Raw genomic sequence first — 24,870 nt, 5'->3', positions numbered from 1 at the left:
CCCGCCACGCGTGATACGAGGTCGATCAAGATCTCCGGCCGCTTTTCGAATTGCAACGGCCGTTAGTCAATACGGTCGAATCGCACTGGAGGTTCAATCTCCCGAAGTGGGCTGCCGCGATAGCTTGCCCGCGGCCTCGACTCACATCATTTCGGGGCTGCTCAGTTTCGTTCCGTCGGAAAAGCGGGCCAGTCTGTAGGGACTAATGTCGAACTGCGGCTCCTCGTCCATTACTAGCCGGCTCACGAGCACGCCTGCGCCTGGTCCTAGTCCAAAGCCGTGTCCGCTGAAGCCGGATGCGATCACGAGACCGGGTTTCGCATTAACCTTCGAGATGACGGGGACGAGGTCCGGCGTTGTGTCGATCGCGCCCGCCCATGCGTGAGCGATCCGCAAGCCCGACAGTTCGGGAAACACGCTGGCCACGTTTTGCAGCGCGCGTTCGAGCCATTCGGTATCAGGCCGGGGATCCAGCACCCGCGTTTCTTCGAACGGCGAGACGTCATCGTCGCGCCAGGTCGTGCTTGCCTCCGGTCCGTGGAAGAAGCTGGCACCGACGCGAATCTTCAGTTTTTTCTTCAGCTTGCTGCGGAACATGGTGCGGAACTTCACCGAATGCCGCAGGTTTTGTGGCGCGAGCTCCACACGTCCGTGGCCGGGAACCGCGATCGTATAGCCGCCGTCCAACCGTCGCCTCAGCGCGAAGTTAGGCCCGGAGAAACAGCCTTCGATAACCCCCGGCGCCTCAGCGGTTCGCAACGCCGTCCCCATCACGTTGATGGATGGCAGATCGATGCCGTGATGCTGGCAGAACAACGCGCTCCAGGCGCCTCCCGCGAGAACGACGGTGTCGGCTGCAAGCCGGCCGCGCTCCGTCCAGACGCCAGAGACACGCCCCGCACTCATGTCGAGACTTCGTACCGCGCAGTTCTGATACACCATCGCGCCAAGACCTTGCGCGCCGCGAGCAATCGCAGGCGCGGCTTTCGACGGCTCGGCGCGGCCGTCCGTGGCCGACCACAGACCTCCAGCCCACTTCGCACGTCCGGACGGAATGCGCGCTGCCAGTTCGCGCGCACTGAGGATCTCGCTGTTAAAGCCGACTTCCCGGGCGCGGGCAAGCCACGACTCCCATTGCGCGATGTCAGATTCATGCTCCGTGCCGTACAGGATGCCCGCCTTACGAAACCCGATGTCCTCGCCCAGTTCTTCGCTTAGTTCGCTCCAGCGCTTGAGGCTCTGCATCGCGAGCGGCAACTCATGGAGGTCGCGGTTCTGCTGACGCACCCAGCCCCAATTCCGCCCCGACTGCTCGCAGCCGATGACGCCCTTTTCGAGCAGAGCCACCTGGAGGCCGCGTCGCGCCAGTTCATACGCGGTGCTGACGCCAACAATGCCGCCGCCTATTATCGCGACATCGCATCGCTCGGCGAAACCTTCGCTATTCGTGACTTCGTCGATCCTTAGCATTTCATAGCCGTTGGTTGCCGCTTCTCGGTAGGTTACTGCAGTCAAGACCTTCGGAAATGCGCAGCTGAAGCGCGATTTCGCCATCCGCAGATAGTGGCTAGGATTTTGGTATGTTCCACCGCTTTGCTGATAGGACGATCCTGTTGTATCCGAAAGGGATACAACGACGATCCACCAAGCACTGAGGCAAATCTCGAATTGCAATCTTGCAGACAGTTGCCGAGACCAGGCTTCTGCTTAGCCACATTCTCACGCTCTTGCTTCCTGGTTACCGGTAGGCGCGCGCACCTACCCCGATCACGGCGATCGACTCTACGGAACTTGCAATCGAGAGGTCGATGTGGGTGGGATTTGCCACCTCGCTCTCGGCACGCGCAAATAGGCGAGCGGGGATGTTTCGTCGAGTGTGACCAGAGCATCGTCATCCATCGTGAGCCTCCGATTCGAGTACGGCAACGCCGTCAGCCGCCCGTACGCCTTGGCCCGCAGGCAGCACGAAGATCGGATTGATTTCCGCTTCGATAATACGCCCGCCAAGCCGCACCGCCATTCGTGCAAAGGCGACGATTGCGGTCACGAGGGCGTCGATATCAGCGCGCGGCCGTCCACGATACCCGTCTAGCAGGGGCCACGTTTTCAGTTCGTGGATCATCGCGAACGCGTCTGCGCGCGACAGCGGCGCTTCGGCGGAAAGGAGTCGCATCGTCGTGTCCTTGAACAGTTCCGCTGTGACGCCGCCCATGCCGAGCAGCAATGCTGTGCCCAACGGGTCTCGATGAAGGCCGAGAATCATTTCCGTTCCACCGGCCACCATTTCCTGAACGAGAAACGCATTCGCGGATACGCCAGTTGCGGTTTCAACGTCGTCCCGCATACGGTTCAGGCGAGCCCCGATGCAGTCAGCAGTGACCCCAACCGCTACGCCGCCGACATCGCTCTTGTGGGTGATCGTGTTCGACAGCAGTTTGAGTACGACCTTGTCACCCAGCTCGCGAGCGGCGCTCTCGGCTTCATTCGCGTTCGTGACGACACGCTCGCGCACCGCTGTCACACCAAAGCGGGCAAAAAGCTCTTTCGCCTGCGCCTCGTCTAGTGATCCGGCGGGTAGATCGCTTACGTTGACTTCGGCTTCAGCGAGTTGTTCGTTCAAACTCACGGCGCGTTGCATGAACTCGCCGTGTTGCCACATCGCAGCCAGCGCGCTCGTCACGCTTTCGGGCGAAGGGAAGGCCGGCACTCCCTGCCCATTGAGCAACTTCGTGATCTCCGGTGCGTGCGGGCTCACGAACGCCATCACGGGCTTGTCACTGCCTGGCAGCGAATCGCGGATCGCGTCAGCCATCAGGTCAGGCATCGCAAGACCAGACGATCCAACGATAACCACGACTGCGTCGTATGTCGGACTGTCGAGTAGCGTGCCGATCGCACCACGCAGGAGAGCCGGCTGCAAACCCGCAAGCGTCACGTCAATCGGATTGCGGTCGAGAACTGCATGGTCGCCGGTCTGGAGTGCGCGCAGCCTGGCAGCTGTTGCCTCGTCAGGAGGTGGTGACTCAAAGTTCGCCATGCCAAGGCTATCGGTGACGAGCGTGCCGGCACCGCCGGTCGAGGTCAGAATCGCCACCCGTCGCCCGGAGAGCTTGCGACGAGTAGCGAGCGCATGAGGAATGTCGAGCAAATCGGAAAACGTCTGGGCACGAATGACGCCGACCTGGCTGAAGAGCGCGTCATACATGCGGTCCGAGCCGGCCAGCGCGCCCGTATGCGAGACCGCCGATCGCGCGCCTGATTCCGAGCGCCCGATCTTGAACACGACGACCGGCTTGCCCGCGGCGGCCGCCCTTAGCGCGGCGCGGCGAAACCGGTCCGGATGACGTAGCCCTTCCATGTAGAGCGCGATAACGGAAGTCGAATCATCGTCAACCAGATAGTCGACGAAGTCTGCCATGTCGAGATCTGCTTCATTGCTCGTCGACACCAGCTTTGACAGGCCAATACCGCGTGCTGCCGCCCGCGACAACAGCGAGCCAAGAATCCCCCCGCTTTGTGATACCACGCCGATGCCACCGACCGTGAAAGTGTCAGTCTCCAGCGCTCCGCTTGCCGACAGCGTGATGCGGTCAGTCAGGTTGACGAGCCCGATCGTATTCGGGCCGAGCAGGCGCATGGACCCTGCGGCCTCTATCAATTGCGCCTGACGTCTGGCGCCTTCCTCGCCGGTCTCTGCATAGCCACTCGCCAGCACGATTGCAGCGCTCGTCCTGCGGCTCGCCAGATCCCGCACCGCAACGTGGGCGCGCTCGGCCCCGAGCAGCACGATACCGACATCGGGCGCATGCGGCAACGACGCTACATCGGGATAGCAGGGCAGGCCATCGATCGAGTCGTAACGCGGGTTGACAGGGTAGATGTCGCCGACGAAGCCGTGCTTCCGGAGGTAAGCCACTGGGCGGCCTGAAGTCTTGGCTGCGTCCGCCGAAGCTCCGATTACCGCTACGCTCGCCGGGCGCATCAATTTTGAAATTACGTTCATGCCGATCTCCTTCGTGCTCACTTGGTTTTGTTCAGGAATGCGAGCACCGAGTCACGATGTTCACGGCTTGTGTAGCAGACGGCCTGTGCCTGGCTGCCTTGTGCAAACACTTGATGCGCGGACAGTTCGTAGCTCTGGTTGAGAATGCTTTTGCCCAGCGCGAGCGCAGTGGCCGAACCCTGGCTCAATTCGGCAGCCCACGCGTGGGCGTCGGCGATGAGCAAATCCGGCTCGCTCAGGCGATCCGCGATGCCGATTTCCAGCGCTTCCTTTGCATCCACCTTGCGCCCGCTGAAGATCAGCTCCTTCGCCCGCGCGAGGCCGACCCGTCGCGGCAAAAAGTACATCCCGCCGCCGTCGGGGATCAGCCCGCGTTTGATGTAGCTCCACGTGAAGCTCGCTTCCTGTGACGCGAGGATAAAGTCGCAGGAGAGCGCCATATCGGCACCGAGACCCGCCGCTGCGCCGTTGACGGCAGCGATGGTCGGCTTGGGCATCGAGTAGAGCAGATTGACCGTGTGATGCACGAGTTGCTGGCGGGACCAGCCATTGAACGCAATCTCGCCGGCGGGTGCTTCAATGCGCTGCGCCATACCGCTGACGTCGCCGCCAGCGCAGAACCCCTTGCCGTTGCCAGTCAACACCATGGCGCGCACCCCCCGATCGCGCGAAACGGTGTCCAGCGCCCCGATCAGTTCGGCACGCATTTCGTTGGTGATGGCGTTACGTTTTTCAGGACGATTCAGCGCGATCATGGCGACCTGCGCGTCGATAGTGACTTGAATGGTGGATGTGCTCATGCGTGTCTCGATGGTTGAATTGGAGTCGACTGACAAGGTCAATCTGCCAATGCAGCTTAGCCCCGCCTGCCACCCATGACACCCCGTTAATTCCACTCTGTGGAACGGAGCGCGTTTCATCAGGGGCCCGAGAAATTCCACTGGGTGGAATTGGCGGATTGTCATCGAGCGTTCCGTGCCGATAATGGATTCCAACGCAGGACACTTGCGACGACGATCCTGCGGCCCAAAAAAAGCCTGGAGACATGATGCACGCAGCCCGTTCCAATCCAATCGACGTCAGCGCCGTTGCGCAACCGCAAACAGAGGCCGTCTACCGGAAAGTCACCTGGCGGCTGCTGCCGTTCCTCTTTATTTGTTACGTCTTCGCGTATCTGGATCGCGCCAATATCGGCTTTGCGCACCTGCAGTTCTCGCGTGACATTGGTCTTTCCGACGCCGCATTCGGTCTGGGCGTGGGACTCTTCTACGTGGGTTACATGCTGTTCGAGGTGCCGAGCAACCTGTGGCTCGCGCGAGTCGGCGTGAGAAAAACGCTCATGCGGATCATGGCGCTATGGGGCATCGTTTCGGCGGGCACCGCATTCGTGCAGACGCCGACGCAGTTCTACATCGCACGCGTATTGCTGGGCGCAGCGGAAGCAGGATTCTTCCCGGGCGTGATTCTCTATTTCACCTACTGGTTTCCGGCCGCGCGGCGTGCCCGAGTCACGTCAATCTTCATGACGGCGATCTGCGTATCCGGCATTATCAGTGGGCCCGTGTCGGGATGGATTCTCAATAGCATGTCGGGCTTACTTGGCTACAACGGCTGGCAATGGCTGTTCCTTCTCGAAGGATTTCCGTCAGTGATCGCCGGTGTCTTTGCCTATGTTTATCTAACGGACCGCCCTGAGCAGGCGACCTGGCTCTCGGACGACGAGAAGGCCCTCCTGCTGGCGGAGCTTAACCGGGACGCGCAAACGAAGGCCGCACGCGCTCATGGTTCGATCTGGGCCGCATTGAAGGAGCCCAAGTTCTATTTCCTGACGTTCGCCTATTTCAGCGTGCCGTGGGCGAGCATCGTCGTGCACATCTGGGCACCGAGCGTGATCCAGAAAAGCGGCGTATCGAACTACTGGCACATTGGGCTTCTTTCCGCGATTCCGTATGTGGTCGGCGCAGTCGCGATGTATCTGCTCGGCCGGAACTCGGATCGTATGCTGGAGAGGCGGTGGCATTTCATGGCAAGCGCATCGATGGCCGCCCTGGGCGTCGCGCTTCTGCCGGCGGCGGCGAATCACGCAGGCATTCTGGTAGCACTGCTTTGCATCGCGACGGCTGGTTATCTGGGCATGCTGTCGCTGTTCTGGACGATCCCACCCGCGTACCTTTCGAGCACCGCCGCAGCAAGCGGCATCGGCCTCATTAGCAGCCTCGGCCAGTTTGGCGGGATTTCGGCACCTTCGGTCATCGGCTATGCATCGACGCACTTCGGCAGCAGCGCCGTGGGGCTCTATGCGGTTGCGTTCGTCTCCATTCTCGGCGGCCTTGCAGTGGTGCTGGGTATTCCAGCGCGCGCGATCAGTGAACGCCGGGAATGAAAGAGAGGCTTGCAGTCTTCAGCCTTCCAGGCGCGCGCATGCGGCTGTAATCTCGTCGCGCAGACGCAGCAGGGGCGCCGCGAGCTCGCTTACAACACTGTCGTTTGACGCCGCCGTGCGGACGCTAAAGTTCAGGACCAGCAAACGATGTCCGGGAATGGCGAGGGGCGTCGCGAGTGCAATCACTTCCGGCTGCCAGCTTGCAACGCAGAAGCCGCTTCGGCGCACATCGTCTACAGCTTCAGTGATTTCCAGCGCAAGACGCTCCCAGCCGCTCCGTTTGCGCCGCTTGAACGCGTCCATCAGGGCGGTGAATTCCGCCAGCGGCAGTGCTGCGAGATACGCGCGCCCGAGCGACGTCAGTTCCATCGGCACGCGTTGTCCCGAGACGATCGTGCGTAATGAGGCTCGCTGGTTATAACGAATGGACTCAAGGTAGACCATCTCTTCCCGGTCGGCGCCAGCGATTCCGACATTGATGTGCTTTGCCTGGGCAATATCGCGGATTAGCGGTCCTGCAGCATTGAGTACTGTGGATCCGCTGCGCAATGCCTGCGCCAGACTGAGCACGGGCAGGCCCAGTCTGTACGCCCTGCGTGCCGCATCGTGCTCGAGATAACCCGCCTCGACGAGCGTTCGCGTAAGGCGGCTCACCGTTGCTTTCGGCAAGCCGGTGCGCTCCGCGAGTTCTCCGTTGCCGAGAAGTGTCGCACCGGGGCCGAACGCGCGCAGCAGTTCGAGCCCGCGTTCGAGCGATCGATTCGATGGCGTAGCGTTCGATTCCGGTTGTTGATTTGTGCGGTTCGCCATAGACAGTGGGTTTGCCGTGCTTAACGTGGAAAGGTCGATTATCGATGCCGAATCAGACCGCATCGTAGCGCCGCGGCCTTGGTCCGCGGATCATCTCGCGATTGGCGTCCGGAACGGCAACCTGTAGGGGGCGACGTTTTATCGACGCAGCAGATGGTACCCCTCCTGGATTTCGTGTGGATATTCGCAGACTCTCTGTGCAGTTGCGTGCTTCCCTTCCAGGAGCTGGATGGTTTTGCGCATCTTCGGTCCGGCCGGGTTCCAAACCGGTCGCGCCAATTGCTGGAGCATGCGCAATTTTGCGCTTCCTGCCGGCCAAATCTTCCCTGTAGCCACCGCATGTCAGTACATGCGGCGAGATTCGACACCTGAACAAACCGTCGCTTCACTAAAAAGGACAATCCGATAGTCATCAACAATGCAAAGCGCCGACGCGCGACCGTGTCTGCCGCACTCTGGACCGCGTCACTATTGTCAACTGCGGTTCATGCCGCTGACGTTCATGTCCTGGCAACCGGAGCGCTGTCAGCAGCTTTTAGGGAGCTCGGACCAGGGGATGAACGGCAGACCGGGAATCACCTCGTCATATCGTGGGGGCCTTCATACGGTGCGTCCGCTGACGCGTTGCCCACGCGCATCAAGAATGGCGAAAAGATGGACGTCTGCTTCATGATCCGCTCTGCGCTAGACGAACAGATCAGACAGGATAAGTTTCTCCCGGACACTCGCACAGATCTCGTTGCGTCCCGAATTAGCGTCGCGGTCCAGGTTGGCATGCCGAAGCCGGATGTCAGTACTGTGGAAACACTACGTAATGCATTGCTCGCAGCGAAATCAGTAGCTTTCTCGGAAGGAGCTAGCGGCATTTATATTACTGAGACATTGTTCCCCAAGCTCGGCATCGCAGATCAAATGAAAGCCAGGAGTGTTCAGATCAAAGGCAAGGAACTGGTCGGAACGGCCATTGAGCGCGGCGACGCCGAATTTGGATTGCAACAGATCAGTGAACTTCGCGCCATTCAGGGGATCCAGTACGTTGGCTCGCTCCCGCAAGAAGTCCAGAAGGTGAGCGTCATTTCCGCTGCCTTATCAACAAACGCGCAGGAGCGCGAAGACGCCGCAGCCCTCATTTCTTATCTGAGAACGCCGACAGCAGATGTCAGTGCGTAAGGCAACATCATCGCGTGCGTTAACGTGCGGCAGGTTGACGCTTTCGCCAGAAGCATGACAAAGCTTGCGATGCAGCGCCATTCCCACGTGCCCCAGCACACAGCCGCATAGCCTTGCACCCCAAAAGCAATCGCTGGTCGCTAACAGGCTTCGAACTCGTTCTCGATGCCGCGCAGTCTGGCCGCCGACGCACGTATTCCGTCTTCGGCCATCAGCGGCATGACTGGATTGCCGTCATGGGCGTACAACCCCTCCGCCGCATGCGCAATGGCATTGAGGCCGCTCATGAACGACAAGCCGGGCGGCAATTCACGTGACAGCCCGGGTCGTGGATAAGCGTCTTCGGCAACACACGCAGGTCGCGTCCCATACCTTTCCGGCCGTCCTCGGTCAGGCCATAGATCGGTGTCATCTTTGAGCCTGCAAACCTGGTCGGGATCGCGATGATCTGCAGGCTCCATTCGAGCGCGACGCCTTACCCAGGCCAAGTCCGATCGATGTTCCCAGATCGCGGACGCGCGTGCGGCGCGCATGTCATGCCGCTTCGCGAACCTGACCGCTTTCGAACGCTCGGTAATAACCGGCGTAAGCGTTAGCTCAGAAAGCCTTCAGGAACGATGGGTTGCTTTGAATCCCGGCTAATAGCGTGTCGAGCGTCGTTCCGAGGTGCCCAGCAATATAGCTCAGCAGCATCTCCATCAACGAAGTCGGGTTGCTTGCGCCCATATTACGAATCTGCCTTAAGCGGCCTTGAATTCGACCTAACCTTAGATGTGTAACGAGTCAAGGAGGAGACTTCTGCCTATCATGAAGCAAGTAATAGGGTCGACCCCGGATCGCGGGTTACGCTGCCAACCCATGAACGTCGCTTTCACCAATGGCGGGCTGAATTCAGTGCAAGGTCTTCGGCTTGTTATGCCGACAGGTACCACTGTTGTGCAGGCTGCGGGCTGCGACGACCTCGGAGTGAACCACGCCATCCTGATAAGTGATCCATTTGTCGCAGTCATTCCGGCGGGCGCGCAGTTGGCCACGATCGCTGACAACGATCCCAAGGGATGGGTTATCGTACTTAAACCGTGCGTACTTGGGCAAGTCTCGCAGGAAGCGTTTGATGCGGTCCCGAAATGGTCCAGGTCTTGGGATCCGTTCCTGCGAGAGGCCGCGGACACATTGGGCGCTCTGCATCATGCGGAGATCATCGACCCTGTCTGCGCCGACGCTTTTGCCGATGTCATCTCGGTGCACATCGCGCTGCGCCACGGGCACTGTGCTGGTGCGGCGCAGCAGGATATGCCTCTTACGCATCAAATGCTGATTCGCATTCAAGCCTTCGTTCATGAGCACATGGCCGAACCAATTTTGGTCGAGCAACTCGCATTGCTGGTGCACATGGGTGCATCAAACTTTGCGCGTGCTTTCAAAAGGGTAACAGGCAGGCCGCCCCATCAGTACGTGACACTCGAACGAGTGAAATTTGCGAGGACGATGTTGTGCGAGGAGACCATTCCCTTGGTTGACGTTGGCGCGCGCGCGGGGTTTCAGACTCAGCAGCATTTCACCGAAGTGTTTCATCGATACACCGGTGTGACGCCGCGCGCATACCGGCTTGCTCACCGTAACGTCGGTAGTTGATTCATTTGGCGAAGTTGCGAGCAAAACGACGACCCCGACTCCCCCGCCGGCGATTAAACCAGAGCGACAAGAGTTTCTCGAACCAGATGCTGCCTTGGGTCACCAGCATGAACATATCTGCGTCCGCTAACCTGGCATTCATGTCGCGAGGGTGCTTCCGGTTTTGTTGCTGTGTCCTTTCCCGCCCCTCGACCACGTCGGTACGCAAGCGAGCATCGCCCGCACCCCCGTCAGTATTCGATGGTGATCCGGTTATCGACCCGCATCACACCGGGGCGAGCCATGCGACCCGCTCGGCCTCCTCGCGCTCGGCCCACGAGCGGACCGTGCCGCGCAGGACGACCTTATTGCCTTCGGCCTCGACCGTGATGTGCTGTGCGTCGACTTCCGCGTTGCGCTTGAACGCGTCGTCGATCTTGCGCTTGAGGTCGTCGGGCTTGACCTTCGGCTTGATCTCGATCTCGTTCGTCAGGCCGGTTACGCCGCTCACCCGCAGCGCCGTGTCGGCCGCGCGGCGGCGCTGGTAGTCCCATTCGACTTCGCCCTTCAGCGTCACCTGTCCGTCCCTGACGATCACCTTGATGGTGTCCGCCGCATAAGGCACTTCGGCCTTCAGTTGGGCAATGATCTCGCGCACGATCTCCGGATCAGGCCGCTTGTCGATCAGAGGCAACCGCACCTCCATATCGTTTGCGCCCCCCTTCACGCCGCGCACACGCGTCGCGTCCTCCTCGGCCTTTTGCCTTTGCCGGAAGCTGCGTGCGAAACCAGACAATGTGACCGCGCCGTCCTTGACCGCAACCCCGATATCTGAAGGATCGATGTCCGGATCCCACTTCAGTTCGTACTCCACATCCCGTTTGATGTCTTCGTCGGTTCTCATCTCTGCTCCTAGTCGGTTTGTTAATGGACTAACGCGCGCGCGGGCTACGCCCTGCACCGCACGCATCCGTCCGCGGTAGGGCGTGCGGGGCAGATTTTCTTCCCTTCGCCTGCGCAGTTTTTTGCGGAATGCTGCCGTACGTTCACATCTGGAAGCCGCGCCGCTGGAACGCAGAGATCCGACACGTCTTTGCAGGAATGAGGAAGAAGTGCAACCGGCAACAGCCTAGTCTTGATGTCATCATCATCGGGTCAACGGCCACGTCAACGTCCGAAGGTACACGCCGGACGGGACATGCAAGGCTGGCTGGCACCACCGCTGCTTCGCGGCGCGGTCCGCCGGTTTGCGAGCTGATCTGAGCATGGATTCAACCGTCTTGCCGCGGAAGGGTCTCGTTTTATTTCCCAGAGAAATGGAGCAAATCGATGAGCGATCTAGTCGTTGTAAGCTTCAAAGGCGAAGAGACGGCCGACCAGGTATTGACCAAACTCCAGCAGATGCAAAAGGAGCACCTGATCGACCTTGAGGATGCCTGCATCGTGGTCCGTAGCGCGAAGGGCAAGGTACACCTCAAGCAAGCCGTCGATCTAGTCAAGATCGGCGCGCTCAGCGGCGCGGCCTGGGGTGGTCTGTTTGGTGCGCTGGTTGGGCTGATGTTGCTCAATCCGCTCGTCGGACTGGCAACGGGCATGGCCATCGGTGCTGGCACCGGCGCGTTGTCGGGGGCGCTCTCGGACTATGGGATCGATGACGATTTCATGCGTTCGACGGGCCAGAACATTGAGCCCGGTTCGTCCGCGCTCTTCATCCTCGTGCGTCGCGTGAACTTCGACAAGGTCCTGCCGGAACTGAAACCTTTCGGCGGAAAGCTATTGAAGACGTCTCTGACGAACGACCAGGAGGAACGCCTGAGAAAGGCGCTAGAGAGCCTGAACAGCAGCGGCACGACAGCATGATCACCCCTGCGTTGCATCAGGGGTGTGATCTTGAATTCTGTTGAAGTTCGCATTTGGGTCGGATCGACACCCCGACAATTATGCGGACCATACGGTGTAGACGTCGATCAAATCGACGCGCAGTTCGACATTGGAAAGTGCTCTCGCTTAAACTTCCGAAGACTGATATGACCGCATCTGAAGGCCGGAGAATTGAAATTCAGCAGTTGCGCAAACTGAGCGTCGACCGACCGTTCTGTAGCGGACGCTTCGTCACCGGATGTGCTTCCCGCGGCAACAAGGTCGTTGAGAACACATGTTCACGTGGGACACGCGGCGGGCAAGGTGTTTTTCGGGTCGTGAGCTCCGAAGGTAGAGCAACGGACTTCTAGTCCGTTGGTCACCGGTTCGAATCCCGTACGGCGCGTCCGGTGGAGGACGGTATGCAAGCAGGAAGCAACACCATAGCGGCGCTCGCAGCGGTCGTCCTGTCAGGGCTCGTCTATATGAATTGCCCACATCGCTATGCGCCGAACGCAAGATACTCGACCTAGCCATCTGTGCTGCGTCTAAGGTTCAGGTCGCTTGTAATACGGAAGCGCGCCGGAAGTACAGAATGTGTGTGAAATAAACGACATGTTACCTTTAGGTAATGCCGCCGTTAGCGTTCGGGTTCCACGGCGAGCACAAAAAGCGCCGCCAAATCGAGAAACCTGGAGGAGTATCTGTATTCCAGATCGTGCGACGTCAGAAACGCGAGCCTTTCAGGCTTGTCCAACTCAGAGCCGCTCTTCGCGAGCAGCTCGTTAGGCGCGGTGCCCGGGTAGAGCATCTCCTGCTTCACGCACGCGGCGATCTCTCGCGCCACCCGGCAGATCGGTGACGTCGATTTGGATGTCGTCGATGCCACGATTTTCGATCTGCCGAAGGTGGCGATCTCCGCCTCCAATAACCGTGATTGCATGCACGCACCGCCGCTGCAATAGCGAAATTCCGCTGGTTCCCTTATGGAGCGCAACATGACAAAGGAAAGTCGCGTCGACATCCGGAAGTCGAATGTCGAGGCACAGGAAGCGCCGATGACCCTGGACGAGCAACTCGACGAAGCGCTCAAAGAAACCTTTCCTGCGAGCGATCCAATTGCCGTTCATCCGGAGCCCGAGCAACGCGCGAAGAACTAAACTCAATCGTAGTCGGTACTGGAAAGCAACAGAGCGAGTTTGTCGACGCGCAGCAAACAGCGTTTCCTATGTGTAGATTTTGTTCGAGGCGCCCCGAAAAGTTGGAAGGTCTTACGGTAGATGTGGGTGCGACACGTGTCGCCGTCAGCCGCGCGTTATGCAGCTTGCTGTAGATGGTAAAGCTCTTTTTTCCTTTTCACAGAGCGTAAAAGCGGTACCGGCCCCTGCCCTCGTTTTCGCGTGCAACACCGCCTGCAGCTCGCCGAGGGACCTCCGGTGTTGCGTACGCTTTCCTTGTGTACATGCTGTCGCCAACACGTTCGAGGTCTATATCTGTGCCGAACCGTCGGTGACCCAGTGCTATCGTATGTCGCCTGGCCCCGACTTTGCCGTTATTGCAGATCTGCCTGACATGGCGGCCTGCAATGAATTTTCGAGTCGGCTTCTTGAGAGTTCGTCGAACGTCTGTAATGTGCGGATGCTCTTTTCGACGCATCGGGTGAAGTTCGAGGCGAACGCCCCGGTCGTGAATCTTTCGAAAGCGGCAGTGTAACTGGGAGCACCGCAGGGCCGCATCCGATCCCCGGTGGAGCGATCGAGCGGGCGACAGCAGGATCGCGACACATCTGAGCAGGAGTTGGAAAGAAGCGCACGCCGGCCATGGCTAGACTCGGCGGAGAGCGGGACCCTGCGATGTGGTTGACGCCGACGCTTCGAAGCGTCTATGGCAGCGCTTTTCGGGCCGAGTCCAAAACGCAAGGAGCGAATTTATGTCTGATACGGAAATCGCGCCCAGGGAAGCCGGGCAGCACGACGAACAAGTCCAACTGCGCAAGCTCTTCGAACCCATAAGGGTGGGGCCGCACGACCTGCGTCATCGGGTCGTGATGGCGCCGCTGACGCGTTCGCGCGCGAGCCGACCAGGCAACATACCGTCGCAGCTCAACGCCTGCTATTACGCGCAGCGCGCAGCGGCCGCGCTCATCATCAGCGAGGCGACGCAGGTGTCGATGCAAGGACAGGGCTATGCATGGACGCCTGGGATCCATAGTCGCGAGCAGGTCGAAGGCTGGCGGCACGTGGCGGACGCCGTGCACGAGGCGGGCGGGTTGATGTTCATGCAGCTCTGGCACGTCGGACGCATATCGCACCCCTCGTTGCAGCCCGATGAAATGCTGCCCGTTGCGCCCTCTGCGGTCCAGCCGAAAGCGGAGGCGTTCATCGAGAACGAGCGTGGCGAAGGTGTCGTCGCGCCCTGCGTCACGCCTCGCGCGCTGCAGGTCGAAGAGATGCCGTATCTCGTGCGCCAATACTTCAGGGGTGCGCGCAATGCAAAGGCTGCCGGTATTGACGGCGTCGAAGTGCACGGAGCGAACGGGTATCTGCTCGACCAGTTTCTGTTGTCCGGCACGAACCGCCGCACGGACGAATACGGTGGATCGAGCGAACGTCGGGCCAAGCTGCTGTTCGAGGTGATCGAAACGGTTTGCGAAGTGCGGGGGCCGGAAAAGGTCGGCGTACGGCTTTCTCCTCTCGGCACCTTCAACGACATGCATGACGACGATCCCGTGGCGACCTTCTCTTACGTCATCGAGAAGCTCAACCGATACGGGCTGGCTTATTTGCACATCGTCAATCCCGCGCTGGCGGCCACCGGTGAGGATGTCGCTTTCACGGAACGCGCGAAACGCATGAACGAGATGATTCGCCGCACTTATCGTGGTGTGCTGATGGTCGCGGGCGGGTTCGACGCCAGCAGTGCGGAAAGATGGCTTGAGAACGGCAACGCGGACCTGATCGCGTTCGGACGATTGTTCATCGCCAATCCCGACCTGCCGGAACGCTTCCGGTCGCACGCTCGGCTCAATTCGCCGGATCCGTCCACGTTCTACGGAGGCGGCGAGCGCGGGTATACCGACTATCCGTCGCTCGCGCAGGAGCGCGGGGAGGCCCCACGGTCCGTCATCGATGGGCGTTGGAGATAGACTGTCGTTGACCGGCGAGTTCGCTGGCGTCACGCGACAATTTACGATGGCCGCCGAGCCGGCGACCGATCACGCTGAGAGGCGCACCATGGCTGTCACTACCTGGGTGGTCGTTGCCGACGGTAGCCGTGCTCGAATCTTCGAGACACCGGGACTTAAGCTGGACTTGCGGGAAATCGAAGACCTCGTCAATGTCGTCCCTGGTGGACCGGCGCTGAGCGAGAAGGATCGCGAAAAATTCGCGAAGACCGTGGCCGACTGCGTCGAACAGGGACGGCTTCATCACCGGTATCAGCGATTACGATTCGCCGCGGAGCCGAAGTTTCTCGGAATGCTGCGCGAGCGTCTGAGCGAGGAGACGCGTCAGATGATTTTCGAAGAGATCAACGAAGATCTCTCGGCCCTCGATGCGCGCGATATCCAAGCGCACCTGCGAAGGCATTGACGGCGACCTGCCGTAAGCCGCATTAAATGTATCATCCGTTGAAAGCCCAAGGTCAAGAGATAGATACTTCTCTCTCAAACTTTTACCCTGCTCAGCTGAAACATTTCAGCCACCCCACGTTGGTGCGCATGAGCATGCGTTCGATTATTCGCTCACCTGGTTGCAGCGCTGGTCTGCGCCAGTCATCCATCGGAATCAAGACGAGGGCAGGTGTTCTGGCTTCCACCGTGGCTCATAGCGAGCCCCAGAAAACCATCGGTGCCAGACCGGTGTGCATGAGAGCATTCACCAATGTTCGGCATGCTGCGTTAGTGCCAGGCTGGTTTCGGCTCATGGTCTGGGCATCCCAGCGCTCGCTAATAGGGGACGTCGGGAGCGCGTAGCCCAATCACTAGACTGGGTTTACGCCAACACATTTACCCCCCTCATGGCCCCGCCGAAAAACTAACCGAAGCATTTGGTGACCTCAAAAGATTTCTCATCTCGCAGCATGTAGACCGGGGCCCCGCGCGAGCTTGTGCGCAAGCGCCTCCGTGGCGACCACGGGCATGCGCCGGGCTTTCTTGCGCTCATAGAAGCGCCTCCCCTACAGACAACAGCGCATTGCAACGGCGGGATCCTCGATGAGACCCACGCCCAGGAGAAATACTTGTCGCCATTCCTTGCGTTGCCTTCTCCTGGATAAGCAGACACTGCTTGAAACAGCTCGGTCAAACGGCGCGGATGAAGACGTTGCGGCTGCGCTCGAGGCGCCCCCCCCGATGGCGAATATGCGAGTCCGGCGGAAGTGTTGAAAAGCGTGGGTAACGAAGAATAACGCTTTCAGGCGCGTTGATCCCCGACGATCACCCGCCCCTTCCCGTGTGCTGCCAGCGCTTGAACCATTCGCCCCGGATACGTAGGCCGCATGCGTCGGCAGACATCGAGCAGGTCGAGGCCTCGCCAACCAAGCAGAGCCGCCCTAAGTTACCTGGCGTTGGCCGTTTGTCATCACCGCTCCTGGCCAAAGCCAAAAAATGAGTACCGATTCTCGCCCGGACCCGACGTTGTTTTTGTTCATCTACGGTGGTCTGCCAGCACTTTCTCATGAGTCTCCAGATATGCGTGCGCCATTCGGGCGGCGGTGAAACGCTCTTCAAAGACCTGGCGGCAGCGCCGGCGGTTCAACTGCCCAGTGTGGCCAACGGCGACGACGGCCTCTTCGATGGTGTCCACGATGAAGCCGGTGACTCCGTCGTCGATGATTTCGGGAACCGATCCGTTCCGAAAGGCGATTACGGGTGTGCCACAGGCGAGGGCCTCGACCAATACGCGCGTGCTCAATTCTCGCGGCGTACCGCCCCGCCGCTACCCAACCAAGGCGCAATCCGGGCGCCAGGCTCGTCGAAAACGAACCGCAATGCAGCACGATGCCGTGAGAATCGAAGCGCTTCGCCGGATACGCGGGCATTAAGCAAAATGCAGTTCGCGGAATACGTCGTCCTCGATTAGCGGCACGCCATGTTTTGCCAGCAGCCTCACGAGCGGCTCCTTCCGTTCATCGGAGAGCGTCGCGCCGGTAGGCTGGTGCAAGGTCGTCATAAACCAGCAAGCCCGCACCGGATGGTGCCGCAACGCCTCCGCTAATGCGCGTCTCGAGATGCGATCACGCTGGCCGCGAGCAATCCAGCCACACTCAACGCAACGGCAACAGTCACCGTCACTTCAAGATGCCCATCGAATACATGGTCGCAACCGGCGCATTCGTGCTGTGCAGCGTTGGAAAAATCGCATGAAGTTGCATTCGCACCGTTATCTGTGCTGCGTACTATGACCTGACTGCGTTTCGAAAACGAGTAGCATTTGCGTGTCAAAACATGCGTATCAGATCCACTGTCGCACGCGGGGTAAGTCGGCGCGGCAATTCGTTGAGGCAGGCCTGGCTGGCCCGGTTATCTCGCAAGGCTGTTGCAAGTTTGGACGCGATCGCAGAAATCCGACATGTCCTGGCAGGAACATGGAAGAAGCGTAGTCAGCGGAAGCCTAATCTTGATGATGAATATGCCCCCGGTCAATAGCCCAACGGAATGCCCGCACCACGCGATTTTTCTGCACCAAGCGGCCCTTGCGGACAGTACCGACCAACGGATGCTCATCGTATTGCTCCTTTCCTTAGCCGGACAGGTACTAGACTTCAATCATCTGTAGCGTGATCTCCACACGAGACTTTCGCGCGACGTGACTCCATGTCGACGTGCGCCACTCATGGAGGGCAAGCCCATGTCGAAGGCCATTCAAACGGCCGAACAGATTCGCGCCGAAACACAACGGCGCGTCGAGCAGCTTGCCGCCGACGTCCCCCACCATCTGCGAGTCCGCGTGCCGCTGCCGGAGCGGCATCCGCCCGACGCCTCCGGCCGGAACTGGGACATGCTCGCGCTCAATGAGAGCGGCGCCGACTATCTTCGACAGGTCAGGCGTGTCATCGAGGACATGCGTACGGAGTTCGTTCTGCCGGATTGAGACGAACGTACGTGACGATTGACCACACACATGACCCGAACACAGACATGGGCGAGGCACACATGGTCAAGATCTATGGACGCATGCGGTCGGCGGAAGGCTATGCGATCCGCGATTTCCTGCATCGTTGCGACATTCCTTTCGAGTGGATCGAACTCAATAACGATGAAGAGGCGGTGAAGCTGGCACGGGTGCAGCACCTTCGCGACTCGCGCCTGCCGGTATGCGAGTTTCACGACGGCACGCGACTCGAATGTCCGACTGTCCGGCAGATCACCGAAAAGCTCGGCTGGTTTCGCAGCCCGTCACGTTCGGAATACGATCTCGCGATCTATGGCGCCGGGCCGGCCGGTCTGAGCGCCGCGGTCTACGGTGCATCCGAGGGATTGCGCACGGTGCTGGTGGAGCGCTGGGCCGTCGGTGGGCAGGCTGGCAGCACGTCGAAGATCGAGAACTACCTGGGGTTTCCGGACGGTGTCAGCGGAACGGAGCTCGCCGAGCGGGCTCGCGATCAGGCAGTCCGTTTCGGCGCGGAGATCCTGCTGGCCCGTGCCGGCGTGCGCGCGGATTTCTCGACGGGCAACGGTATCGTCTATCTCGAAGACGGTACGCGAATCACGGCACGCACGTCGGTGTGCGCGACAGGTGTCGCGTACCGGCGGCTCGAATTGCCAGACGAAGCGCGCTTCAGCGGCGCGGGTGTGTACTACGGTGCGGGTGCGAGCGAGGCGTCGCTGATCCGCGGCGAAGACGTGTACATCGTGGGCGGCGGCAATTCGGCGGGGCAGGCCGCGATGCATTTTTCCCAGTACTGCAATCAGGTCACGATGGTGGTGCGCGACACGTCGCTGAAAAGCACGCTGTCGCAGTACCTGATCGACCGTATTTCATCCGCGTCAAACATCGAGGTGCTGACCTGCACGACCGTTACCGCATTGCACGGCGACGACGTGCTGCGCGCAATCACGCTGACCGATCGCCGCGGCGGCGAAGCGCGACGCGTGAAGACAAACTGGCTCTTCGTTTGCATTGGCGGCCTGCCGCAGACCGATTGGGCCAAAGAAGTCGGCGTGGCGCGCGATGAAGCCGGCTATCTCGTGACGGGCACTGACCTCCACGACACGGACCAGAAGCTGCAGTGGCCGCTGGATCGCGAGCCGCTGTATCTGGAAACCAGCATGCCCGGCGTGTTCGCCGCTGGCGATGTCCGCCACGGCTCGATCAAACGCGTAGCGGCCGCCGTCGGCGAAGGAGCCACGGCGGTAGCGCTCGTGCACCGCTATCTGAGCGGCGCATGATGTGCTTCACGTGCGTCACATGGGTGAGCACCGTCCGCTTTCCCTGTCGCAATCTGATCACCAGGAGCTGACCATGACTCCCACCTGCACGCATCTGGATGGAATCCGCGTATTGCAGACCACGAAGCACTATTGCGAAGACTGCGTGAAACTCGGCCACTCCTGGGTGCATCTGCGGCTCTGCATGTCGTGCGGTCATGTCGCTTGTTGCGACTCGTCGCCCGATCGCCATGCGAGCGCGCATTATCACGCGACCGGCCACCCGCTGGTGCGTTCCATTGAACCGGGCGAATCGTGGATCTGGTGCTATCGCGACGAGATGATCGCGGGAGAAGTGGCACTGTAAGCGGGTACAGCTGGCGGCGTTGACTCCGCCGGCCGTACCCGTCGTTTCCGAGTCTCAGGCCGGGGCTTCGGCGGCTTTCCTGGCTTCTTCGCCGGCCGATTCCTGCGCCGCCAGCTTTTTCACACGTATGGCCTTTTCGCTGGCGTCCCAGTCGATTTCGACAGCATCGCCGCTGCGCACATCGCCTCGTAACAGCGAGTCGGCGAGTTCCGATTCCACTTCCATACGGATCTTGCGCTTCAACATCCGCGCGCCGAACTCGGGATCGTATCCAACCCTGGCCAGATGATCACGCAGTGCATCGTCGAACGACAGCTCGATATTCTGCGCGGCAGCCGTGCGCTGCACGCGCTGAAGCTGCAGATCGACGATCCGGCGGATCTGCTCCCTGCCGAGCGCATGGAACACAACCACTTCATCGACACGGTTCAGGAACTCCGGCTTGAAGTGATGCCGCAGGACTTCCATCAGCCGGTCGCGCAGCGCGGGATAGTCCAGCTGTTTCGAATCGGCCTTCATGTTGTCCTGAATCATCTGCGAGCCGATGTTGCTGGTGGCGATGATCACGGTGTTGGTGAAATCCACGAGCCGTCCCTTGCCGTCCGTCAGACGTCCTTCGTCGAACAGTTGCAGCAGGATGTTGTGCACTTCGGAATGCGCCTTTTCGATCTCGTCGAGCAGCACGACACTGTATGGGTGGCGCCGCACGCGCTCGGTCAGCTGGCCGCCTTCTTCGTAGCCGACATAGCCGGGAGGCGCGCCGACGAGACGGGCCACCGTGTGGCGTTCCGAGTATTCGCTCATGTCGATGCGCACGAGCGCGTTCTCGTCGCCGAACACCGCGGCGGCGAGCGCCTTCGCGAGTTCGGTCTTGCCAACGCCGGTCGGTCCGAGAAAGAGGAAGCTGGCGATCGGCTTGCCAGCTTCCGTCAACCCCGCGCGTGAAAGTCGCACGGCCTTTGATACGGCCGTGACGGCTTCGTCCTGGCCGACAACGCGTTCCCTCAAACGGTCTTCCAGACGCAGCAGCTTTTCGCGATCCTCGGCCGTGAGTTCGGACACCGGCACGCCGGTCAGCGAGGATACGATCTGCGCGATGTCTTCCGCCCCGACTTCCTGCGAACTGGTGCCGCGTTCCTTCTTCCAGGCCTCGGTCGACTCATTCAGACGTGCCTGCTCGCCCTTGATTTTCTCCTGCAGTTCCTTCGCCTTGTCGAACTGTTTGGCCGCGCTCGCCGAGTCCTGCTCCTGACGCAGACGACGGACAGTGGCCTCGATTCCCTGCAGCGCCTGCGGTCGCGAGTTCGACGAAATGCGCACGCGAGCCGCGGCCTGGTCGAGCAGGTCGATGGCCTTGTCGGGCAGGAAGCGGGCGGCGATATAGCGATCCGACAGCTTCGCCGCGGCCGTGATCGCCTCTTCGGTGATCTTCACCTTGTGATGTGCCTCAAGCCGGTCGCGCAGGCCGCGCAGGATATCAATCGTGTCCTCGACGCTCGGCTCGGGCACCATCACTGGCTGGAAACGCCGTTCGAGTGCCGAATCCTTTTCGATGTACTTCTGGTATTCATTGAGCGTGGTTGCGCCGATCAGATGCAGCTCGCCGCGCGCCAGCGCCGGCTTGAATACGTTACCGATATCGAGCCCGCCTTCGCCGCCGCCCTGGCCCGCGCCGACGATCGTATGAAGCTCGTCGATGAAAATGATCAGCCGGTCCTGGTTCGCGACGATTTCGTCGAGCACCTGCTTGACGCGCTCTTCGAATTCGCCCCGATACTTCGCGCCCGCCACCACGCTATTGATATTCAGCTCGACCACGCGCTTGCCGCGTAGCACTTCAGGGATCTGGTCCTGCGCGATGCGTTGCGCCAGACCTTCGACGATCGCCGTCTTGCCGACGCCCGGCTCGCCGATCAGAACCGGGTTGTTCTTGCGGCGCCGCGCGAGCACTTCGATGGTGGTTTCGATCTCCTTGTCACGGCCGATCACCGGATCCAGCTTGCCGAGCTTTGCCAGCTCGCTTAGATCGCGCGCGTATTTATCGAGCGTCGGGGTGGAGGAGCGGCCTTCGACGCTGCCGTCTTCCGCGCCCTGGCCTACCACCTTCACTGCTTTCTGACGCAGCGATTGCGAGGTCAACCCGAGTTTGCGCAGCAGCTCGCCGGCGAAGCCGTCTCCTTCCTCGACGAGACCGATCAGTATGTGTTCCGGGCCGACATAGCTATGGTCGAGCTCGCGCGACGCTACGAGTGCATTTTCAAGCGCGCTCTTTGCGCGCGGCGAAACGCCGATGCGTGCCTCCTCGCCATCGGCTTTGGCCGTACCGCGCGGCGCGTCCTGTTCGATGGTGCGCTTGATATCGTCGGCATCGAGCTTGAACTCGCGCAGGATTTCGTTGACCACGTTGTTATCGGCGAGCGCGAGCAGCAGATGTTCCGTGTCGACCTCTTTCTTGCCGAACTCGACAGCTTTCTGCGCGGCCGCCTGCAGCCGCTCGAGCCCGCTTTCGCTTAGAAAGCTTTGCAGGTCGACGCCCTCACGTGCACGCCTGCGGCGGCGAGGGCGGGCACCGCTGCTGTCCGGTCCGCCCGCTGCTTGAGACGGACCGGATGACCCGGCCGAACCCGACGCGCGGTCAGGCGCGGGACGCCCTGCCCGCTCCCAGTCCGTGCCGCCGTTTTCGAATGGCGACCATCCCTCGTCGAACAGGCGCTCAAACAGCCCGCCGTGGAAAAGCGACTCGAGCGGCGACAGGCTGCGCTGATGGCGTGCCATGAACTGCATGTGATGTTCGTCGCAAAGCATCAACTGGCGGCGCTGGCCGTTCTCGGTGATCGTGATCTGTGTAGTCGCCGGTTTACCGCAAACACTGCACTTGGCCATGATGTTCCTCTTCAGGTTCTGCCCACGCGCTGTGCGTTGCGACGTGGACGGCTGGGCTGTCCATATCCTGGATATTTCTGCCTCGCCGACGCACTGCTCTACATCCCTCGTGGCGAGGCCTTGCGGGATTCGCGGGTCACCTGATCTCGATCTGCTTTGTCTCGCCCGCCTTGGGCGCGCTTCGCCGTCGTCGACTGCGTCGAATGCGCGGCTGAAACCAGATGCGATTCAAATCGCCGAACCACAGTTCCAGCGGCCCAGGCCGCCGAACGGGTCCGGATCAGACCGGTGAGCATCTGTAGCAAAGCACCGCTGAAAATAGCGTGCGCACTGATCAGCCAAACAAGTGCAAGCACGCCAGCGCCGGGCCACGCGATCACGAGCACGCCGAATACCAGCGAAATAGTGCCGGTTGCGTACAGCAACCGGGCGCGGCGCAAGCGGCCACGCGACCGGGTGACGGCAGATTCGACACTACGCGCCGACAGAAGCGACTTCTTTCTCATTCCTGCGAAGACTTGTCGGGATTCTGCGATCCTGGCGCGCGTCTCCCGATGCCCGCAATTCGCTTCGCGCGGCACTCGGCTCGAACACATCCATTTGGCGAGCGTCAGGCGCTTCGTCGAACGAAGGCGATGCACGGTGCACTAACGGTGACGTGGTTACATTTGCCGGTTACGTCAAGGCTGCTTCCTTCTACGGCTGTCCTGTCAGCCGTTGACAATGACGTCCGCCGGTTGCGTTCAAGCAGCTATCTGTAAAAAAACAGCACGAACCCGAAAGACCGTGGCGCATGAACTGCCACATCGTCAGCTGACCTTCGCACGACGCACGTGCAATCCGCCCCCCGCTGTGCGCGCACGGCGTATCCACGGCCGCCCGGAAGCCAGATCATGGACAGAAAGAAAAGCAGGCTGCGCCGGGATTTCGATGCACTGCGTCTGCAGTGGGACGTACTCACATTTTATGAACGCTTCGAACAGCTTGTCGCGCATGTGCTGAGCCTGGTGATCTCCGTCATCATTCTCGTGTCGCTTTGGCAATTGATTCGCGCGGTGACTGCATTGCTAGTTTCGGACGCACTAAACCCGCTCGATCACGCAGTGTTCCAAACGGTCTTCGGCATGGTCATGACGTTGTTGATCGCAATGGAATTCAAACATTCGATTACGCGCGTGATGGCGCGGCGCGATCATATCGTTCAGGTCAAGACAGTGGTTCTCGTTGCGCTGCTTGCCATCGCCCGCAAATTCATTATTCTCGATCCGGCCAGCGCACCCTCGCAGATCGCGGCGCTTGCGTTTGCGCTGGTGGCGCTGGGGATCGTCTACTGGCTGATGCGGCAACGCGACGACCCTGTCGACGCGACCTCGGCACCGGACGCCGAAGTCGACCGGACCCTGTATGCACAGCGGCAGCAGGAAACACGATCCGGCGAAGGTGCGCGGCGGGTCGAGTGACTCGGGCTGCCGCACGACGAGAACAGAAGCGCCGGTTTAGCGCACGTCGTCGACTACTAGGGGAGACCCGGATCCCGCTTCCAGTTCGACCTTCGTCGTGATGCCCGCAACTTCGCCAATGAATCAGCTACTGACGTTACGGCGGGCAAGCCGGTATGCGCGTGGCGTTACGCCGGTGTATCGATGAAACACTTCGGTGAAATGCTGTTGAGTCTGAAACCCCGCGAGCGCGCCAACGTCAACCAGAGAAGGGGTTTGTTGGCTCAACATCGTCCTGGCAAATTTCACTCGTTCGAGTGTCACGTACTGATGGGGCGGCCTGCCTGTCACCCTTTTGAAAGCGCGTGCAAAGTTTGATGTGCCCATGTGCACCAGCATCGCGAGTTGCCCGACCAAAATGGTTTCGGCTATATGCTCATGAACGAAGGCTTCAACGCGACTTAGCATTTGAAGCGTAAGAGGCGTATCTGGCGCTGCCGCACCAGCACAGTGCCCGTAGTAAAGAGCGATGTGCACCGAGATGACATCGGCGAATGCGTCGGCGCAAGCAGCGTCGATGAGCTCCGCACGATGCAAAGCACTCAACGTGCCCGCCACCTCACGCAGGAACGGATCCCAAGACTTAGACCATTTTGGGACCGCCGCAAACGCTTCTTGCGAGGCTTGTCCAAGTACGCTCCTTTCGAGTGCGATGACCCATCCCTTTGGATCGTTGTCAGCGATCGTGGCCAACTGCGCACCCGCCGGAATGACTGCGACAAATGGCGCACTTACCAACATGGAGTGATTCACTCCAAGGTCGTCACAGCCCGTAGCCTGCACAACAGTGGTACCTGTCGGCATAACGAGCCGAAGTCCCTGCACTGTATTCAACCCGCCATTGGTGAAAGCGACGGTCATCGGTTGGCAGCGTAACCTGTGATCCGGGGTCAATCCTGTCGTTTGTTTCAT

At 60.3% G+C, this 24,870-nt stretch carries 21 protein-coding genes and 3 pseudogenes; 12 read left to right on the top strand and 12 right to left on the bottom strand.

From position 1 onward, the window contains the following. Positions 1–141 precede the first annotated feature (141 nt). From ACQKRQ_RS26350 to ACQKRQ_RS26340, 3 genes are all read right to left on the bottom strand, one after another. On the bottom strand, positions 142–1,470 hold the full coding sequence (locus ACQKRQ_RS26350; RefSeq protein WP_427480448.1) for an NAD(P)/FAD-dependent oxidoreductase: 1,329 nt from the start codon (positions 1,468–1,470) through the stop codon (positions 142–144). 421 nt (positions 1,471–1,891) lie between these two features. Next, the gene (locus ACQKRQ_RS26345) at positions 1,892–4,003 is read right to left on the bottom strand and encodes an acetate--CoA ligase family protein (protein ID WP_427480446.1); all 2,112 of its coding nucleotides are present in this window, start codon (positions 4,001–4,003) and stop codon (positions 1,892–1,894) included. A 17-nt stretch (positions 4,004–4,020) separates the two neighbouring features. Further along, a complete protein-coding gene (locus ACQKRQ_RS26340) occupies positions 4,021–4,803 on the bottom strand; it encodes an enoyl-CoA hydratase/isomerase family protein (RefSeq protein ID WP_427480899.1) in 783 nt (260 codons plus the stop codon). Between the two features lie 248 nt (positions 4,804–5,051). Between ACQKRQ_RS26340 and ACQKRQ_RS26335 the strand changes: the two genes are divergently transcribed. Continuing rightward, complete coding sequence (locus ACQKRQ_RS26335) at positions 5,052–6,386, top strand: MFS transporter (RefSeq protein WP_427480897.1); 1,335 nt, start codon at positions 5,052–5,054, stop codon at positions 6,384–6,386. An 18-nt stretch (positions 6,387–6,404) separates the two neighbouring features. On the opposite strand, the gene ACQKRQ_RS26330 is transcribed toward ACQKRQ_RS26335, so the two are convergent. Continuing rightward, positions 6,405–7,196 carry an IclR family transcriptional regulator gene (locus ACQKRQ_RS26330; protein ID WP_132380532.1) on the bottom strand — a complete coding sequence of 264 codons (792 nt, stop codon included), beginning with the start codon at positions 7,194–7,196 and terminating at the stop codon, positions 6,405–6,407. Positions 7,197–7,637: 441 nt separating this feature from the next. Here ACQKRQ_RS26330 and ACQKRQ_RS26325 point away from each other — a divergent pair, with 441 nt between their 5' ends. Further along, on the top strand, positions 7,638–8,366 hold the full coding sequence (locus tag ACQKRQ_RS26325) for a substrate-binding domain-containing protein (RefSeq protein WP_427480443.1): 729 nt from the start codon (positions 7,638–7,640) through the stop codon (positions 8,364–8,366). Here the strand turns inward: ACQKRQ_RS26325 and ACQKRQ_RS26320 are convergent. Further along, positions 8,357–8,873 (bottom strand): annotated as a pseudogene (locus ACQKRQ_RS26320) (maleylacetate reductase); the annotation flags it as partial. The gene ACQKRQ_RS26325 and the pseudogene ACQKRQ_RS26320 overlap by 10 nt on opposite strands. A gap of 351 nt (positions 8,874–9,224) precedes the next feature. Here ACQKRQ_RS26320 and ACQKRQ_RS26315 point away from each other — a divergent pair. Continuing rightward, entirely contained in the window at positions 9,225–10,001 is a 777-nt protein-coding gene (locus ACQKRQ_RS26315; protein ID WP_427480441.1) for a helix-turn-helix domain-containing protein, read from the top strand. Between the two features lie 265 nt (positions 10,002–10,266). On the opposite strand, the gene ACQKRQ_RS26310 is transcribed toward ACQKRQ_RS26315, so the two are convergent. Then, positions 10,267–10,884: a BON domain-containing protein gene (locus ACQKRQ_RS26310; RefSeq protein WP_427480439.1), complete on the bottom strand. Its 618-nt coding sequence runs from the start codon at positions 10,882–10,884 to the stop codon at positions 10,267–10,269. A 425-nt stretch (positions 10,885–11,309) separates the two neighbouring features. On the opposite strand from ACQKRQ_RS26310, the gene ACQKRQ_RS26305 reads away from it, so the two are divergent. Then, positions 11,310–11,840 (top strand): DUF1269 domain-containing protein, encoded by a 531-nt coding sequence (locus ACQKRQ_RS26305; protein WP_427480437.1) that lies wholly within the window; start codon positions 11,310–11,312, stop codon positions 11,838–11,840. A 640-nt stretch (positions 11,841–12,480) separates the two neighbouring features. Here ACQKRQ_RS26305 and ACQKRQ_RS26300 read toward each other — a convergent pair. Further along, positions 12,481–12,783, bottom strand: coding sequence for a hypothetical protein (locus ACQKRQ_RS26300; protein ID WP_427480435.1), 303 nt, complete (start codon positions 12,781–12,783; stop codon positions 12,481–12,483). A 55-nt stretch (positions 12,784–12,838) separates the two neighbouring features. Here ACQKRQ_RS26300 and ACQKRQ_RS26295 point away from each other — a divergent pair, with 55 nt between their 5' ends. From ACQKRQ_RS26295 to ACQKRQ_RS26280, 4 genes and pseudogenes are all read left to right on the top strand, one after another. Beyond that, positions 12,839–13,000, top strand: coding sequence for a hypothetical protein (locus ACQKRQ_RS26295; RefSeq protein ID WP_165923969.1), 162 nt, complete (start codon positions 12,839–12,841; stop codon positions 12,998–13,000). 313 nt (positions 13,001–13,313) lie between these two features. Then, positions 13,314–13,553: pseudogene (locus ACQKRQ_RS26290) on the top strand (Lrp/AsnC ligand binding domain-containing protein); the annotation flags it as partial. 217 nt (positions 13,554–13,770) lie between these two features. Continuing rightward, the gene (locus tag ACQKRQ_RS26285) at positions 13,771–14,985 is read left to right on the top strand and encodes an alkene reductase (protein WP_427480434.1); all 1,215 of its coding nucleotides are present in this window, start codon (positions 13,771–13,773) and stop codon (positions 14,983–14,985) included. A 7-nt stretch (positions 14,986–14,992) separates the two neighbouring features. After that, the gene (locus ACQKRQ_RS26280; RefSeq protein WP_427480432.1) at positions 14,993–15,430 is read left to right on the top strand and encodes a host attachment protein; all 438 of its coding nucleotides are present in this window, start codon (positions 14,993–14,995) and stop codon (positions 15,428–15,430) included. 1,056 nt (positions 15,431–16,486) lie between these two features. On the opposite strand, the gene ACQKRQ_RS26275 is transcribed toward ACQKRQ_RS26280, so the two are convergent. Together ACQKRQ_RS26275 and ACQKRQ_RS26270 are read right to left on the bottom strand one after the other, a co-directional pair. Next, on the bottom strand, positions 16,487–16,738 hold the full coding sequence (locus tag ACQKRQ_RS26275) for a glycosyltransferase (protein ID WP_427480895.1): 252 nt from the start codon (positions 16,736–16,738) through the stop codon (positions 16,487–16,489). 1 nt (position 16,739) lies between these two features. Further along, a pseudogene (locus tag ACQKRQ_RS26270) lies at positions 16,740–17,059 on the bottom strand (aminotransferase class I/II-fold pyridoxal phosphate-dependent enzyme); the annotation flags it as partial. A gap of 630 nt (positions 17,060–17,689) precedes the next feature. Here ACQKRQ_RS26270 and ACQKRQ_RS26265 point away from each other — a divergent pair. From ACQKRQ_RS26265 to ACQKRQ_RS26255, 3 genes are all read left to right on the top strand, one after another. Next, the gene (locus ACQKRQ_RS26265) at positions 17,690–17,932 is read left to right on the top strand and encodes a hypothetical protein (RefSeq protein WP_427480430.1); all 243 of its coding nucleotides are present in this window, start codon (positions 17,690–17,692) and stop codon (positions 17,930–17,932) included. A 62-nt stretch (positions 17,933–17,994) separates the two neighbouring features. Then, positions 17,995–19,230 (top strand): NAD(P)/FAD-dependent oxidoreductase, encoded by a 1,236-nt coding sequence (locus ACQKRQ_RS26260; protein ID WP_427480428.1) that lies wholly within the window; start codon positions 17,995–17,997, stop codon positions 19,228–19,230. Positions 19,231–19,303: 73 nt separating this feature from the next. After that, positions 19,304–19,576 (top strand): UBP-type zinc finger domain-containing protein, encoded by a 273-nt coding sequence (locus ACQKRQ_RS26255; RefSeq protein WP_132380287.1) that lies wholly within the window; start codon positions 19,304–19,306, stop codon positions 19,574–19,576. 54 nt (positions 19,577–19,630) lie between these two features. Here ACQKRQ_RS26255 and ACQKRQ_RS26250 read toward each other — a convergent pair whose 3' ends face one another. Then, positions 19,631–22,459: an ATP-dependent Clp protease ATP-binding subunit gene (locus ACQKRQ_RS26250; protein WP_427480426.1), complete on the bottom strand. Its 2,829-nt coding sequence runs from the start codon at positions 22,457–22,459 to the stop codon at positions 19,631–19,633. Positions 22,460–22,557: 98 nt separating this feature from the next. Then, positions 22,558–22,965 carry a DUF308 domain-containing protein gene (locus ACQKRQ_RS26245; RefSeq protein ID WP_427480425.1) on the bottom strand — a complete coding sequence of 136 codons (408 nt, stop codon included), beginning with the start codon at positions 22,963–22,965 and terminating at the stop codon, positions 22,558–22,560. 387 nt (positions 22,966–23,352) lie between these two features. Here ACQKRQ_RS26245 and ACQKRQ_RS26240 point away from each other — a divergent pair, with 387 nt between their 5' ends. Next, positions 23,353–23,919, top strand: coding sequence for a phosphate-starvation-inducible PsiE family protein (locus ACQKRQ_RS26240; protein WP_427480423.1), 567 nt, complete (start codon positions 23,353–23,355; stop codon positions 23,917–23,919). A 123-nt stretch (positions 23,920–24,042) separates the two neighbouring features. Here ACQKRQ_RS26240 and ACQKRQ_RS26235 read toward each other — a convergent pair whose 3' ends face one another. Continuing rightward, positions 24,043–24,870 (bottom strand): helix-turn-helix domain-containing protein, encoded by an 828-nt coding sequence (locus ACQKRQ_RS26235; RefSeq protein ID WP_427480421.1) that lies wholly within the window; start codon positions 24,868–24,870, stop codon positions 24,043–24,045.

Source organism: Paraburkholderia sp. NPDC080076, from assembly GCF_050281145.1.
GTDB lineage: Bacteria > Pseudomonadota > Gammaproteobacteria > Burkholderiales > Burkholderiaceae > Paraburkholderia.
The sequence above is the reverse complement of the archived record's forward strand: the minus strand, read 5'-3'. Positions and strand labels throughout refer to the sequence as shown.